The 13,448-nt window shown below is 58.8% G+C and carries 14 protein-coding genes and 1 riboswitch; of the genes, 8 read left to right on the top strand and 6 right to left on the bottom strand.

What is annotated here, in order from left to right; all coding sequences use genetic code 11:
• Positions 1-93 precede the first annotated feature (93 nt).
• Positions 94-1,197 (bottom strand): GTP cyclohydrolase FolE2, encoded by a 1,104-nt coding sequence (gene folE2, locus AC2FF7_RS04030; RefSeq protein ID WP_170750628.1) that lies wholly within the window; start codon positions 1,195-1,197, stop codon positions 94-96.
• Positions 1,198-1,368: 171 nt separating this feature from the next.
• Entirely contained in the window at positions 1,369-2,559 is a 1,191-nt protein-coding gene (gene metZ / locus AC2FF7_RS04025) for an O-succinylhomoserine sulfhydrylase (protein ID WP_170750626.1), read from the bottom strand.
• A 63-nt stretch (positions 2,560-2,622) separates the two neighbouring features.
• Positions 2,623-2,700: riboswitch (SAM riboswitch) on the bottom strand.
• A gap of 91 nt (positions 2,701-2,791) precedes the next feature.
• Here metZ and AC2FF7_RS04020 point away from each other — a divergent pair.
• Positions 2,792-3,769, top strand: a complete 978-nt coding sequence (locus AC2FF7_RS04020) for an alpha/beta hydrolase (RefSeq protein WP_496905224.1) — start codon at positions 2,792-2,794, stop codon at positions 3,767-3,769.
• 23 nt (positions 3,770-3,792) lie between these two features.
• Positions 3,793-4,482: a glutathione S-transferase N-terminal domain-containing protein gene (locus tag AC2FF7_RS04015; protein WP_170352790.1), complete on the top strand. Its 690-nt coding sequence runs from the start codon at positions 3,793-3,795 to the stop codon at positions 4,480-4,482.
• Between the two features lie 18 nt (positions 4,483-4,500).
• On the opposite strand, the gene AC2FF7_RS04010 is transcribed toward AC2FF7_RS04015, so the two are convergent.
• Together AC2FF7_RS04010 and AC2FF7_RS04005 are read right to left on the bottom strand one after the other, a co-directional pair.
• Positions 4,501-5,361 carry a DUF2189 domain-containing protein gene (locus AC2FF7_RS04010; protein WP_496848471.1) on the bottom strand — a complete coding sequence of 287 codons (861 nt, stop codon included), beginning with the start codon at positions 5,359-5,361 and terminating at the stop codon, positions 4,501-4,503.
• A 112-nt stretch (positions 5,362-5,473) separates the two neighbouring features.
• Positions 5,474-5,848: an OB-fold nucleic acid binding domain-containing protein gene (locus AC2FF7_RS04005; protein ID WP_480867295.1), complete on the bottom strand. Its 375-nt coding sequence runs from the start codon at positions 5,846-5,848 to the stop codon at positions 5,474-5,476.
• Positions 5,849-5,975: 127 nt separating this feature from the next.
• Between AC2FF7_RS04005 and AC2FF7_RS04000 the strand changes: the two genes are divergently transcribed.
• Both AC2FF7_RS04000 and AC2FF7_RS03995 read left to right on the top strand, forming a co-directional pair.
• On the top strand, positions 5,976-6,299 hold the full coding sequence (locus AC2FF7_RS04000; protein WP_170769391.1) for a 2Fe-2S iron-sulfur cluster-binding protein: 324 nt from the start codon (positions 5,976-5,978) through the stop codon (positions 6,297-6,299).
• 92 nt (positions 6,300-6,391) lie between these two features.
• On the top strand, positions 6,392-7,090 hold the full coding sequence (locus AC2FF7_RS03995) for an FG-GAP repeat domain-containing protein (RefSeq protein ID WP_496905223.1): 699 nt from the start codon (positions 6,392-6,394) through the stop codon (positions 7,088-7,090).
• A 106-nt stretch (positions 7,091-7,196) separates the two neighbouring features.
• On the opposite strand, the gene purD is transcribed toward AC2FF7_RS03995, so the two are convergent.
• Entirely contained in the window at positions 7,197-8,459 is a 1,263-nt protein-coding gene (gene purD / locus AC2FF7_RS03990; RefSeq protein WP_480867291.1) for a phosphoribosylamine--glycine ligase, read from the bottom strand.
• Positions 8,460-8,534: 75 nt separating this feature from the next.
• Between purD and xseA the strand changes: the two genes are divergently transcribed.
• The gene (gene xseA, locus AC2FF7_RS03985; RefSeq protein ID WP_496905222.1) at positions 8,535-10,028 is read left to right on the top strand and encodes an exodeoxyribonuclease VII large subunit; all 1,494 of its coding nucleotides are present in this window, start codon (positions 8,535-8,537) and stop codon (positions 10,026-10,028) included.
• A 7-nt stretch (positions 10,029-10,035) separates the two neighbouring features.
• Here xseA and AC2FF7_RS03980 read toward each other — a convergent pair whose 3' ends face one another.
• A complete protein-coding gene (locus tag AC2FF7_RS03980) occupies positions 10,036-10,431 on the bottom strand; it encodes a hypothetical protein (protein ID WP_170352784.1) in 396 nt (131 codons plus the stop codon).
• A 133-nt stretch (positions 10,432-10,564) separates the two neighbouring features.
• On the opposite strand from AC2FF7_RS03980, the gene AC2FF7_RS03975 reads away from it, so the two are divergent.
• From AC2FF7_RS03975 to AC2FF7_RS03965, 3 genes are all read left to right on the top strand, one after another.
• Positions 10,565-11,203 (top strand): lysoplasmalogenase family protein, encoded by a 639-nt coding sequence (locus tag AC2FF7_RS03975; protein WP_331251860.1) that lies wholly within the window; start codon positions 10,565-10,567, stop codon positions 11,201-11,203.
• Between the two features lie 58 nt (positions 11,204-11,261).
• The gene (ftsY, locus tag AC2FF7_RS03970) at positions 11,262-12,443 is read left to right on the top strand and encodes a signal recognition particle-docking protein FtsY (RefSeq protein ID WP_480867286.1); all 1,182 of its coding nucleotides are present in this window, start codon (positions 11,262-11,264) and stop codon (positions 12,441-12,443) included.
• Positions 12,444-12,531: 88 nt separating this feature from the next.
• Entirely contained in the window at positions 12,532-13,434 is a 903-nt protein-coding gene (locus AC2FF7_RS03965; RefSeq protein WP_170352781.1) for an EamA family transporter, read from the top strand.
• The last annotated feature ends 14 nt before the right edge of the window (positions 13,435-13,448 follow it).

Genomic DNA, 13,448 nt, shown 5'->3' with positions numbered 1-13,448 from the left:
CCTCAGTCTACTTGAAAGGCCGTGCGCTTGCAGCATTTTTTGCTGCGCTGCGGCAAAAACGTGCCGTAAGTTTGAAGTTGAGACTTTTTGACCTCACCCTACGTGGAAAAGGGTCGCAAACAATTTCGGGTCAATGCTGGCGGATACGAAGGTCGGGCCTTCAGTCAGGACCGAAACCGCATCGTGGCTGTGCAGGCTTTCCTGATGGCTGGCGACCACTCGGAAATCACCGACGTGATGATCGGCCAGCAATTCGGCGCAGAACAAACGCGCGGCGTCCTCGACAAAGATCGGGTTGGCGGCGTTCAGCTCGGCAAAAGCCTGTTCATCCTCGCGCTTGACCATGACTTGCGTTTCCGTGGGCACTGCGCGACGACACAGAGCGATCAGGTCTTCGAACCAAAGACAATCGGCGTCGCAGTCCACCACGACCGAAATCCGCGCGACCGAGCGCTGTGAATGAGGCGTCGCCAACTGCCCTCGCGTCGAGCGCGCATGCTCGCTGAGTTCCAGCGAACAAGGGCAGGTCGAGGAATAGACATAGTCCAGATGCATGATCTTCTGGCGCACGCCGTTCTGTTCAACCAGTTCCAGCGCGATGTCGTAGTATTGATAACCTTCCAAACCCGAGCGCAGGCTTTGCACCTTATCAGGGAAGGAAAACCGCATCTGGATGCGCGCATCAAAGCTGTCCAGATCGGTCATGTAATCATCCAGCGCGGCTTCCATCACCTCAAAGCTGAAGGTGCGCTCGGCGTGTTTGTAGAAGGACCGCATGATGCGGGACATGTTGATGCCCTTCTTTTCCGCCTCAAGGCTGACTGACCCGGTAACCGAGGTCTCAAGGGTCAAATCCTCACCTTCTTTGCGATGGAAGCGGATCGGCAGGCGGAAATTGGAAATGCCCACATGCTGAATTTGCTGCTTTGCCCCCCGGATCAGGCTGGAGGGGCCGTTTTGCAGGTCGGGCAGCGTGGCGCGATATGCAGCATCCACTTCGAACCCTTCGAGATACTCACGTGACAGCGACGGATAGTTCACCGGTACCAGCCCCGGAACCAGACGTGCGATCGCCGGATCAAGCTGGCTGATTTCGGCCTCTGTCGCGCTTTCGGCCCATTTGCGCAGCACTTTCAGCGCGGCTTCGGCCTGATCATGGTTGGGGGCGTCGTCAATGTCACGGGGATGCACGTTCATCGATCAGAGTTCCTCGGGGTTGGTCGCCGGAGTATATACGGGCTCGGCGCGTTTTCCAGTTTATCCGTATACGCCGGAAAACACAGCCCGGATCGAATTTTGGTGCGGAATGAGCGATTTACTACCCCACACACATTTCTTTGACCCGGGAATACCTGATTTGACGCACCGCTATTGTTGAGAAACGTCCAATGCGTGCCCGATATCGGCAAGCAGGTCATCTGCATCCTCAAGCCCGACCGAAAAACGGATCAGACCCGGTGTGATACCCAACTCGTCCTTTTGCGTATCGCTCAGACGCTGATGCGTGGTCGTCGCCGGGTGCGTAGAGATTGATTTGGCATCACCCAGATTGTTCGAGATCACCGGGATCGTCAGCGCGTTCAGGAACTTGAAGGCCGCGTCCTTGCCGCCCTTGATATCCAGCGACAGAACCGTGCCGCCCTTGCCCCCCAGTTGCGTCTGTACCAGCGCATTCTGCGCGTGGGTTTTCAAACCAGGGTACAAAGTGCGTTCCAACGCTGGATGCCCCTCAAGCGCCTCGGCGATGATCTGCGCGGATTCAGCCTGCGCGTTGACGCGCAGCGCCATCGTCTCAAGCCCTTTCAGCATCACCCAGGCGTTAAACGGGCTAAGCGCCCCGCCGGTGTGTTTCAAATAAGGTTCAACGGTGCCGCGGATGAAGTCTTTGGTGCCGATGATGACGCCGCCCAGCGCCCTGCCCTGCCCGTCGATATGTTTGGTCGCGGAATAGACCACCACATCCGCACCCTGCTGAATCGCGCGCGAGAACACGGGCGTCGAGAATACATTGTCCACAATCACCAGCGCGCCAACGGCATGTGCCAGCTTGGCGACGGCCTCGATGTCGATCACCTCAAGCGTCGGGTTCGACATAGATTCGAAAAACACCGCCTTGGTATCGGGACGGATCGCAGCCTGCCACGCGTCCAGATCGGTGCCGTCTACGAAACTCACTTCGACCCCAAAACGGGTCAGGATGTTTTCCAGAATATAAAGGCATGAGCCGAACAGCGCCTTGGCCGACACCACATGATCGCCCGCCTTCAGCATCGAGGTCAGCGCCGCATTCACAGCCGCCATGCCCGATGCGGTGGCAAAGGCGTCCTCGCCCCCTTCCAGAGCGGCAATACGCTGTTCAAACATGGACACGGTCGGGTTGCCATAGCGGGCATAGATGAACTCATCCGGGCCGGTCTCGATAAAACGGGCCTCGGCCTGCTCGGCGGTATCATATACAAAGCCCTGCGTCAGAAAGATCGCCTCGGACACCTCGTTATACTGACTGCGGCGGATGCCACCATGGACGGCTTGTGTGCGTTTGTTCCAGTTCTCGCTCATGTCATTCCTTTCGGCCCGGTTTGGGCGCGCAAATAAAAAACCCCAGACGCGGTCAAGCGAAAGGGGCCCTTCATCCTGACCTTTTAGCGGTGTTGTTTAGCGTGGCCCGCAATCCGGTATCAAATCGCCACGTGGTCTTGATGCCATTACGCCGCAGTTGCAAAGGCGTCAACCCTGACCGGTGCAACGTCACGGTTCTGTAACCTGTCTTTCACCCAATCGTCATAGCGTCATGACAGACGAGCACCACTACATCTTGTGTGAGGCTGAGCAGATGCCAATAGTCAGGATCAACGCCGAAGACGACCAGATTTCCCTCCATCGCAGCCCCCGACCCGTCTATAGCGTGCTGCGGCGTACAAGGGATGTATCGGGCCCTGTCGTCATCATGACCCACGGGTATAAATACAGGCCCGACGACGCCAAAGCCTGCCCACATCGACATATTTTGGCCCTGAATCCGGATGGTACGTACTTTGGTTGTCCAAGCTGGCCACAGCAGCTTGGGTTCGGCGCGGGGTTCTCGGATGAAGGGCTGGGGATCGCATTTGGCTGGAACGCCCAGGGGCCAGTATGGGCGGCGCGTCGTCGCGCCGTCGAGGCCGGCCGCGCATTGGCCGGGCTGATCCGCGATTTGCGTCGGTTGAACCCGGGAAGACCGATACATTTCATCGGCCATTCAATGGGTGTCGAACTGGCGCTTGAGGCTTTGCACCACTCTGGATCCGGGGCGTTGAACCGCATTATCTCGTTGACGGGTGCAGCCTACCAAAGCCGAGCGCTTTGTGCGTTGGACACACCGGCCGGTCGATCTGCGGAATTCGTTAATGTGACCAGCCGGGAAAACGATCTGTTTGACATGGCTTATGAATGGCTGATCCAGCCACCCCGACGTGGAGACCGTAGCATAGGAACAGGGCTACAAGCCCCAAACGCTGTCACGCTACAACTGGATTGTCCGCAAACTTTGGCCCATCTGTCCCGCGTCGTACAGCCAGTCGGCATGCCCCAGCGTCGCATCTGTCATTGGTCAAGCTATACTCGACCGGGCGTTTTGCGGTTGTATAACGCGTTGCTGCGCCACGACGACCGTTTGTGTCTGGGTTGCCTGCAGAATGGCCTGCCCGACCTGCCAGCGCCACGCTGGTCACGGTTGTTTGCGCTTCCCCGGCCACACGCCCTCTTGCCCTTTGCGCAGAAAGCCTCATGATCCCCTCAAGCTGAGGAGACATTATGATCGATCTGTATTTCTGGCCGACGCCGAATGGCTGGAAGGCGTCCATAGCGCTGGAAGAAATGGACCTGCCCTACACCACCCACCTGATCAATATCGGCAAAGGTGACCAGTTCGACCCAGAATTCCTGAAAATCGCACCCAACAACCGGATGCCGGCCATCGTTGACCCCGACGGCCCGGATGGAAGGCCGATCTCGGTTTTCGAAAGCGGTGCCATCCTGATGTATCTGGCACGCAAGACAGGGCGGTTCTACGGCAAGACCGAGCGTGACCGAATCGCTGTTGAGGAATGGCTGATGTGGCAAATGGGCGGGGTCGGACCCATGGCCGGTCAGGCGCACCACTTTTTGAAATACGCCCCGCAACTGGACCCGCCACAAGACCTGCCCTATGCCAAGGATCGCTATCGCACCGAGGTTGGCAGGCTTTACGGCGTGCTCGACCGGCGGCTGGCCGAGAACGAATATGTCGCGGGCGATTTCTACTCCATTGCAGACATGTCGATCTGGGGCTGGGCCAGTCTGTGGGAAGGCCAGCAACAGGTGCTGGAGGACAAGCCACATTTCACCCGCTGGCTGGAAACCGTCAGTGCCCGCCCCGGTGTTCAGGCCGGTCGGGCGCTACATGCAGAATTGCGCGGGGACCATCGAGACAAGCAGTCGCAGAGCAATTTGTTCAAGCGGTAAATTAGGCCAAAAGCCTTGCTAACCTGCGGATGATGCGTGGCTTGTACTGACAGCGGGCGAATTATCCGCCACCGGCGGGACGGCCCGCTGATAAAGATGCCACGTCGTATGCCCCAGAATCGGTAGTGTAAAAATCAGGCCCAAAAACGCCGGAACCAGCGACAGCAGCATCGTGACCGAGATGATCGCAGCCCAGCTCAGCATCACCACTGGGTTCTCGGTGACAACCCGGATTGATGTGAGCATGGCAGAGACGAAATTGGTCTCGCGATCCAGCAGCATAGGCATGGCAACGACAGTTGTCGAGAACAGGACCGCTGACAGAAATGCCCCTATGGCCGTGCCGACAGCAAGAAACGTCCATCCCTGCGGAGTGAAAAATACTGTGTTCAGAAACCCGTCCAAGTCCGAAAAAGAGGCGTCCTGTAGGATAATCGCCAGCCATAGCCGAATCTGGTAAACCCACACCCAGAATATGAACAGGGTAACAAAGGCCATCCAGCCCATCTCACGCTTTCGCTGATTGGCCATGACGGTCAGAATTTCAGACCATCCGAAGTCCTCTCTGTTTTGCAGCCGGCGTGACATTTCGTACAGCCCAGCGGCCGCAAATGGTGCAATCAACGGAAAGCCGACAATGGCCGGAATGATCATCCAGATCTTACCCAGCCAGACCATGACCCAAACCAGAAGAATTCCGAACACCGCATAGAACAGACCGAAAAAGCCGCTCATGACCGGGTGCGCCAGAAAGTCAGAGAAGCCAGCTTTTAACGAGGCGGTTATATCGTCGACAGTGATTTTATTGACGTCGGCCCTGTCCTGCTGCTGGGGCGTCAGGTCCTCTGGCGGTGTGGAGTCTGCGGTTTTGGATGGCATGACACGTTCCTCCCAAAGCGTGACGTGGTGGTCTGTCGGCGCGCCCAACATCTAATGATGAAATTGTGCATCAGCGCTGGCGTTTGGACAAGGCAGGAGTGGATGGCAGCGCCTAGGCTCCCTCCCCCCGCACCAACACGTCCAACATCCCCGAGATATCCTCGATCTCTTCCGCGATCACATGGGTCACGGAATGCGCCCGTTGCATCCGCCCTGTAACCCGCAACAACCGCCCCGAGATCACCGCGCGACGGAACGCCTCGTACATCGCGCGCCAGACCACCACGTTCACGATGCCGGTCTCGTCCTCAAGCGTCAGAAAGATCACGCCCTTGGCGGTTCCCGGCCTCTGCCGCAAGATCACCAGCCCGGCCACGGTCACACGGGCGTTATCGGGTGGATCGTCCAGCCGATTGGCTGGCAGGCAAGCGGGTGGGCGCGGCCAGTTCCGGTTTGATCCTACAGGGCGAGCAGGGGCAACAAGCATGAGAACAAAAATAGAACAAATACACAGAAAGTCCAGTCACGGCATACTGAGTCGCAAATGAGGCTGGAAAGACCTAAATCCCTTCACTAAGGAAGGTTTTGAACATCGAAAAAGGAAGACGCACGCAATGGCAAAGATCACCTATGTCGAGCATGGCGGTACCGAACACACAGTCGAGGTCGCCAACGGACTGACTGTCATGGAAGGGGCCCGCGACAACAACATCCCCGGCATCGAAGCCGATTGCGGCGGCGCCTGCGCCTGCTCGACCTGTCATGTTTATATCCACCCTGATTGGGTCGAGAAAGTGCCTGCCAAAGACGACATGGAAGAGGACATGCTGGACTTTGCGTTTGAGCCCGACCCAGAGCGGTCCCGCCTGACCTGCCAGATCAAAGTCACCGACGCATTGGACGGTCTGGTCGTCCAGATGCCTGAGAAGCAGATCTGATGATCTCCAAAGCGCCGCGCCGGCCCTCTCGCCTCTGGCAAGGCAGGTCTCGCGGCGCGCTGCTGACGGCGTGCTTGTGGCTGGCAGGGACAATGCCTCTTACAGCAGCAGACACGGTTACAAGGGCCCATTTCACCGATCCAACCACTCGCTATGCCCATGGTGTCCTGGGCGATTTCGTCGAATATGGCGGATTGGAGATGCGGATCGAAGACGCCTCATCGCAAGCCCCACTCCGCTTGCAACCAGTATACGAATGGACAACGCACTCCATCAAGCTTCCCCCGGACCGCGTATTCGAAGACCTCGAGCCACGACTTGCCGATGTTGATCTTGACGGTACGAATGAGGTGATCGTTGTCGAATCCAGCGTTCACGAAGGCGCACAACTCGCCATCTATAACGCGCGCGGAGAAAAGATAGCCGCCACCCCGCATATAGGCACCCGTTTCCGCTGGCTCGCGCCAATCGGCGCAGCTGATCTGGACGGCGACGACCATGTCGAAATCGCCTATATCGACCGCCCTCATCTGGCCAAAACCCTGCGCATCTGGCGATTCAAGGATGGTGCTCTTACTGAAATTGCCGCGCTTCCCGGCCTGACAAACCACAAAATCGGAGAAGACTTCATCTCAGGTGGCATCCGCAGCTGCGGTACCCGCTCGGCACTCGTTGTGGCCAGTGCGGACTGGTCTCGCGTCAAAGGCGTCTATTTCCAAGATGGTTGGAAAACCACCGACCTTGGCCCGCTCAGAGGACGCAGCGACCTGACCGACGCATTAAACTGCTGATCCGCCCTTCATCTGGCCAAAAATACCTTGAGGGTGAGGCCGAAAGGCCGAGGGGGCAAAGTCCCCTTCCGGAAAAAATCAAGACGGGCGCAGCCCGGCAATCAGATTACAAAGCCCGCCAACCGATATCGCGTCGGAAGAACCCTCCGGGCCAGTCAATCCCGTCAACCATCGCATAAGCCCGGTCGCGCGCGTCCTTCAGTGTCTCGCCCCGAGCAGTGACGTTCAGAACCCGACCACCCGACGCAAGTACTTGCCCGTCTGCCGCCTTGGTCCCGGCATGAAAAACCATGTTCTTGCTGTCCTCGGGCAACGCGTCCAGACCGCCAATCACACTGCCCTTCTCGTAAGAACCGGGATAGCCATTGGCCGCCATCACAACGGTCAGCGCGTGATCGTCGGCCCAGTTCACCTGCGCCTCGCCTAAACGGCCCTCGGCTGCGGCATGCATCAGATCCATCGCCTGCGCGCCCAGGCGCATCATTAGCACCTGACATTCAGGATCGCCGAAGCGCACATTGTATTCCACCAGTCGCGGCTGCCCGTCCTTGATCATCAACCCCGCATAGAGAACCCCCTGAAACGGCATCCCGCGCTTTTTCATCTCGGCCACAGTGGGTTTGATGATCTGCTCCATTGCGCGGACTTCGACCTCGGCGCTCAGGACCGGGGCCGGAGAATACGCCCCCATCCCGCCCGTGTTTAGCCCGGTATCGCCCTCACCCACGCGCTTATGATCCTGCGCGGTACCAACGGACAGGATATCCTCTCCATCGCACAACACGAACAGCGAGGCTTCCTCGCCCTCCATAAATTCCTCGATCACCACCTCGGCCCCGGCCCTGCCAAAAGCACCACCGAACATGTCGTCGATGGCCTCCAGCGCGGTGGCCTCGTCCATCGCCACGATCACGCCCTTGCCGGCGGCCAGACCATCGGCCTTGACCACAATCGGCGCGCCCTGTTCGCGGATATAGGCCTTGGCAGGCTCGGCCTCGGTAAAGCGCCCATAGGCGGCCGTCGGCGCACCCGAGGCGTCGCAGATTTCCTTGGTAAAGCTCTTGGATGCCTCCAACTGCGCCGCATCAGCCGAGGGGCCAAAGACCAACACACCTGCTTCGCGCAAACGGTCCGCGACACCAGCGGCCAGCGGGGCCTCAGGGCCGACAATCACGAAATCAATCGCGTTTTCCTCGGCAAAGCTGACCACCGCGCCGCCATTTTCAATATCCAGCGCTGCGCACTCGGCGATCTGCGCGATCCCTGCATTACCCGGAGCCACAATCAGACGGTCACATTTTGGGTTTTGCATCACCGCCCAAGCCAGGCTGTGTTCGCGCCCACCGCTTCCAAGAATGAGGATATTCATGACTGCTCTCCGATCTGCTTGGCCTCGCCTTCCGCGCGTTCTAAGCTGGGTGGGCATTTGACACAAGGCGCTGAAATGTCCGACCTGCTTGACGACCCCATTCCCGGCCAAAACACCCCGGAATATACAGTTTCTGACATCTCGGGTGAGGTGAAACGCACGCTTGAAGGCACGTTCGGCCGAATCCGTGTACGCGGCGAGGTCGGTCGCGTGTTCAAGGCGCGCTCGGGTCATCTGTATTACGACATCAAGGACGACAAGAACGTGCTCGCCTGCACCACATGGAAGGGGCAGATCTCGGGCCTGTCCGTGGTGCCCGAAGAAGGGCTTGAGGTCGTCGTCACCGGCCGCCTGACCGCATTCGGCGCGCAATCGAAATACAACCTCAACGTCGATGAGGTCGCCGTCGCCGGGCAAGGCGCGCTGATGGCGCTGCTGGAAAAGCGCAAGAAACAGCTTGAGGCCGAAGGGCTGTTCGCGCCTGAACGCAAGAAACCCCTGCCCTATCTACCGCAGATCATCGGCGTAGTGACATCACCATCTGGCGCGGTGATCCGCGATATCCTACACCGCCTGCGCGACCGGTTCCCGCGCAAGGTGCTGATCTGGCCTGTCGCCGTGCAAGGATCGAACTGCGCGCCCGAGGTTGCCAACGCGATCAACGGTTTCAACCAACTCTCGCCCGGAGGTGCCCTGCCGCGCCCCGACCTTATCATCGTTGCCCGCGGCGGAGGATCGATCGAAGACCTGTGGGGTTTCAACGAAGAAGCGGTCGCGCGGGCGGCTGCGGCCTCGGAGATCCCGCTGATCTCGGCTGTGGGGCATGAAACTGATACAACGCTGATCGACTTCGTCTCGGACCGTCGCGCGCCCACACCCACTGCAGCCGCCGAACTGGCTGTGCCCGTTCGAATGGAGCTACTGGCCTGGACCGGCGAGCAAGGCGCGCGCCTGTCCCGCGCCGCGACCGATGCCGTGCAACGCCGCAGCCAACGCCTGCGCGACTTGTCCCGCGCCCTGCCGCGCCCGGACAGCTTGTTGAACTCTCCACGCCAACGACTTGATTTGATTGCAGATCGCCTGACCCCGGCGCTGGAGCGCGGCGTGCAAAACCGCCAGTTGCAAGTGGTGCGGCTCTCTGCCCATCTGCGGCCCTCAACCCTGCGCATTCTTGTAAGCAGCCGACAAGAGGCGGTGCGTAACCTGTCCTCGCGCCTGTCACTGCGCCCCATCCAGCGCGAGATCGAGGTGCAGCGCCAAACTCTCTCGAGGTTAAGCGAACGGATGAGCGCGGCCCACACTCTGCGTTTGGACCGGATGCGGCAACAGCTAGAGGCCACGGACCGCCTACGCGAAACGCTCGGCTACAAAGCGACGTTGCAACGTGGTTACGCCGTGGTACGAGCCGACGATCAAGTGATAACCACAAAGAAGCAGGCTGCAAAACACGACGCACTAGAGATTGAATTTGCCGATGGTATGCTCACCACGGGACAGCCGCAGGCGCCGCGACCGGCACCAAAAAAATCGCCCAAAAAAGACGCACCGGATCAAGGCTCATTGTTCTAAGTGACACTTAAACTCCGACCTCTGGCCCGAGGCATATCATCTCTTCGTCGATGTCCTCGGCCTCATACAATTCGGTCTGGTCGGGATTTCCTTCAAATTGAGCAATCAACCCAGCGCCAGACCGGGTAAAGCGCCAGCATTGTGGATCAAGCCTGTCTTCATAGAGGAAACAGATCTGATCCTCCTGCTCATACCAGACGCCCTCTTTGCAGTCGCCATCCAAAAAGGACCAAATCACCCGACGGTTCGGCAGGTACCGTTCGACACCGTAAACCTCGCCCTGAAACCCGTAAAACAGGGTTTTACCGCGTGTATAGTCATCGAACTCGGACCCGGACAGGGCCGTCTGGGCACCGACCGCCTGCGCGGAAAGGGCTAAAAGAATCACGATGTGTCTCAGCATGCAGTCATTCTGTCAGAAGCCGGAAGACAAGGCCAATTACCATTGCGTCAGACCACCCTGCCCTGACGTAACCCGTTGAATTGACCGCATGATCATGGCGTTCTGGTTTGATCACCAACCCGGAGACCAACGCGTGACCACTGTTCTGCTGATTTTCGCATCCGCCTGTGCGCTGGCTTACATGCCAATGGCCCCAAAACCTGTCAGCACGGCGAGAACGTTTTTTAAGACCGCTTCAGTTGGCACACTGGCCGTCATTGCGGTTTTCAGCGGTGCGCCATTGCTCTTGTCGACGGCACTTGCCCTTTGCGCAATCGGGGATGCGTTACTGTCACGCGAAACGGACCAGACCTTCATGGCCGGTATCGGAGCGTTTGCCGCCGGGCATCTGGCCTATATTGCGTTGTTTCTCACGCATCCGTCCAGCGACCCGGGCCTGATTTGGGAACGACCGGCCATGTTCTGGTCGTTGATCGTTTTGGGTATTATTGCCGCCACGTTGCTGACCCCGCGCGCAGGTGACCTGAAAGGCCCGGTGCTTGCCTATATTCCGATCATTTTGGGGATGGGGATCGCGGTTTTGACCCTACCGGATACAGACGCGCTGTGGTTGGCCCTGCCCGCTGCCCTTGCCTTCATCGCCTCAGACCTGATCCTGGCCACCGAGAAATTCCTTTTGCCCCCTAACCACCCATCTCGGAAAGTTACACCCTATCCGATTTGGATATTGTACTGGGGGGCGCAGGTGGGGTTACTGCTGGCGTTTGCCTGACCCTTTGCAACCGCTGCGAATCCGCATTAGGTGAGGGGAACACCTGCGGAGACCAAAAATGGCGTTTTTCTCAAAGCTAAAGAACAAGCTTTTCAAATCCTCGTCCCGCCTTGAACAGGGGCTGGACGCAATCGTCGAGGATGGCGGCGAGGAAACAACAACCCCGGACCCGATCATACCAGAGCCCGAACCGCAGCCTGAACCTGTTCCGGAAGTACCTCAACCAACGCCGGAACCAGTACCCGCACCACAACCAACACCCGCCCCTGTACCCACGCCGCAGCCGGTCGAAACGCCCGACCCGTCGCCTGCCGATCCACAACCCGCGCCACCCCCTCCCGAAGCTACGTCTTCCAAAGGCGTGCTGGGGCGTCTGTTTGGCCGAAGTGAGCCAAAGACCGTTGTCCGCCGTGCGCTGGATGACGACATGCTGGAACAGCTCGAGGAACTGCTGATCGCCTCGGATATGGGCGTCGACACTGCCCTGCGCGTAACCTCGAACATGGCCCAGGGGCGGTACGGTCGCAAACTCTCGACGCAAGAAATCAAACAGCTTCTGGCGCAAGAAGTCGCCCGCGTCATGGAGCCGGTGGCGAAACCCCTTCCTATTTACCCAAAACGCCCGCAGGTGGTGCTGGTCGTGGGCGTTAACGGATCCGGCAAGACCACAACCATCGGCAAGCTCGCAAGCCAGTTCAAAACCGCCGGGAAAAAGGTCGTCATTGCCGCCGGAGACACCTTCCGCGCTGCCGCAGTTGAACAGCTGCAGGTCTGGGGGGATCGCGCCGGAGTGCCGGTCCTGACTGCTCCGGAAGGCTCGGACCCTGCTTCTCTTGCCTTTGACGCACTCACCAAAGCACAGGAGGAAGGCGCGGATCTTCTGATGATCGACACGGCGGGTCGTTTGCAAAACCGCACAGACCTGATGGAAGAACTCGCCAAAATCGTCCGTGTCATCCGCAAGGTCGACGAAACCGCTCCGCATAACACCCTTCTGGTACTGGACGCCACCACCGGGCAAAACGCACTCAGCCAAGTTGAAACCTTCCGCAAGCTGGCGGATGTGTCGGGGCTTGTGATGACGAAACTCGACGGAACGGCCAAGGGCGGGGTTTTGGTCGCGCTGGCCGACAAGTTCGGTCTTCCGATCCACGCAATCGGAGTTGGTGAGCAGATCGACGACCTCGCGCCTTTCGATCCCGAAGAGTTTGCCGCAGCCCTGACTGGGCTGGAAAACTGATCCGCCCCTTCATCTGGCTAAAAATATCCTTCGGGGGTCCGGGGGTGGATAACCCCCCGGCCTCACCACCCGTGAAAGAGCACTTGTATTGAGCGACTGGCTGATATCACTGGAAGGCACCGAAGCAGGTCACCAGTTGGCACTGGCGCTGGCGCTTATGGCTGCCTTTCTGCACGCAGCCTTCGGAGCGTTACAAAAGGGACGCCACGACCCCTGGATGTCGCGCGGGGCTATCGACGCCTGCTATTGCCTGATGGCTGCCCCCTTTGCGCTTTTTGTCGTGCCCTGGCCTGAACCCTACATGTGGCCCATCTTTGCCGTCGTGTGGGTGATCCATATCTTGTACAAAACGCTTCAGGCGTTGGCCTATACCAAGGGATCGTACACGGTCGTTTATCCTGTGGTACGTGGCACCGGCCCACTGTTCACCGTCATCGGCGCTTATCTTTTGTTCGGTGAAACCTTCACCGGAACCCAATGGTTCGGAGTCGCCGTCCTTCTTGCCGGTATCTTCGGTCTGGCCGCCTACAACTTCAAATTTCTCGAAACAAATCGTGAGACGTTGGGCATTGCCCTTGCATTGGCCATCGCGACGGGGCTGTTCGTGGCGCTGTATACAACCTATGACGCCTATGGCATCCGCGCCACGGCGGATCCTTTCACGTTTCTGGCGTGGTTCTTCATGATCGACGGGGCTGCGATGCCATTCTACGCATTTCTCAGATGGCGGGCCATGATCCATCGTCCGGCTCTTGGACCTTTGATGCTGCGCGGACTCGCCGGAGGTATCATCGCGCCGCTGTCATTTGGCTCGATCATGCTGGCCACCCGACTGGACAAGGTCGGCGAAGCCGCTGTGCTGCGTGAAACCTCAACGGTATTTGCTGCACTGATCGGTTGGTTGATCCTCAAAGAAACCGTCGGCCCCAGACGGATTGCGTTGATGGCATTGATTGCACTTGGCGCCGTAATAGTTGAAATGGGCGGGTAAGCAGCAGGAATCCG

It is taken from the genome of Ruegeria sp. YTSC325 (assembly GCF_059609525.1).
This window is presented reverse-complemented; position numbering and strand designations above follow the sequence as displayed.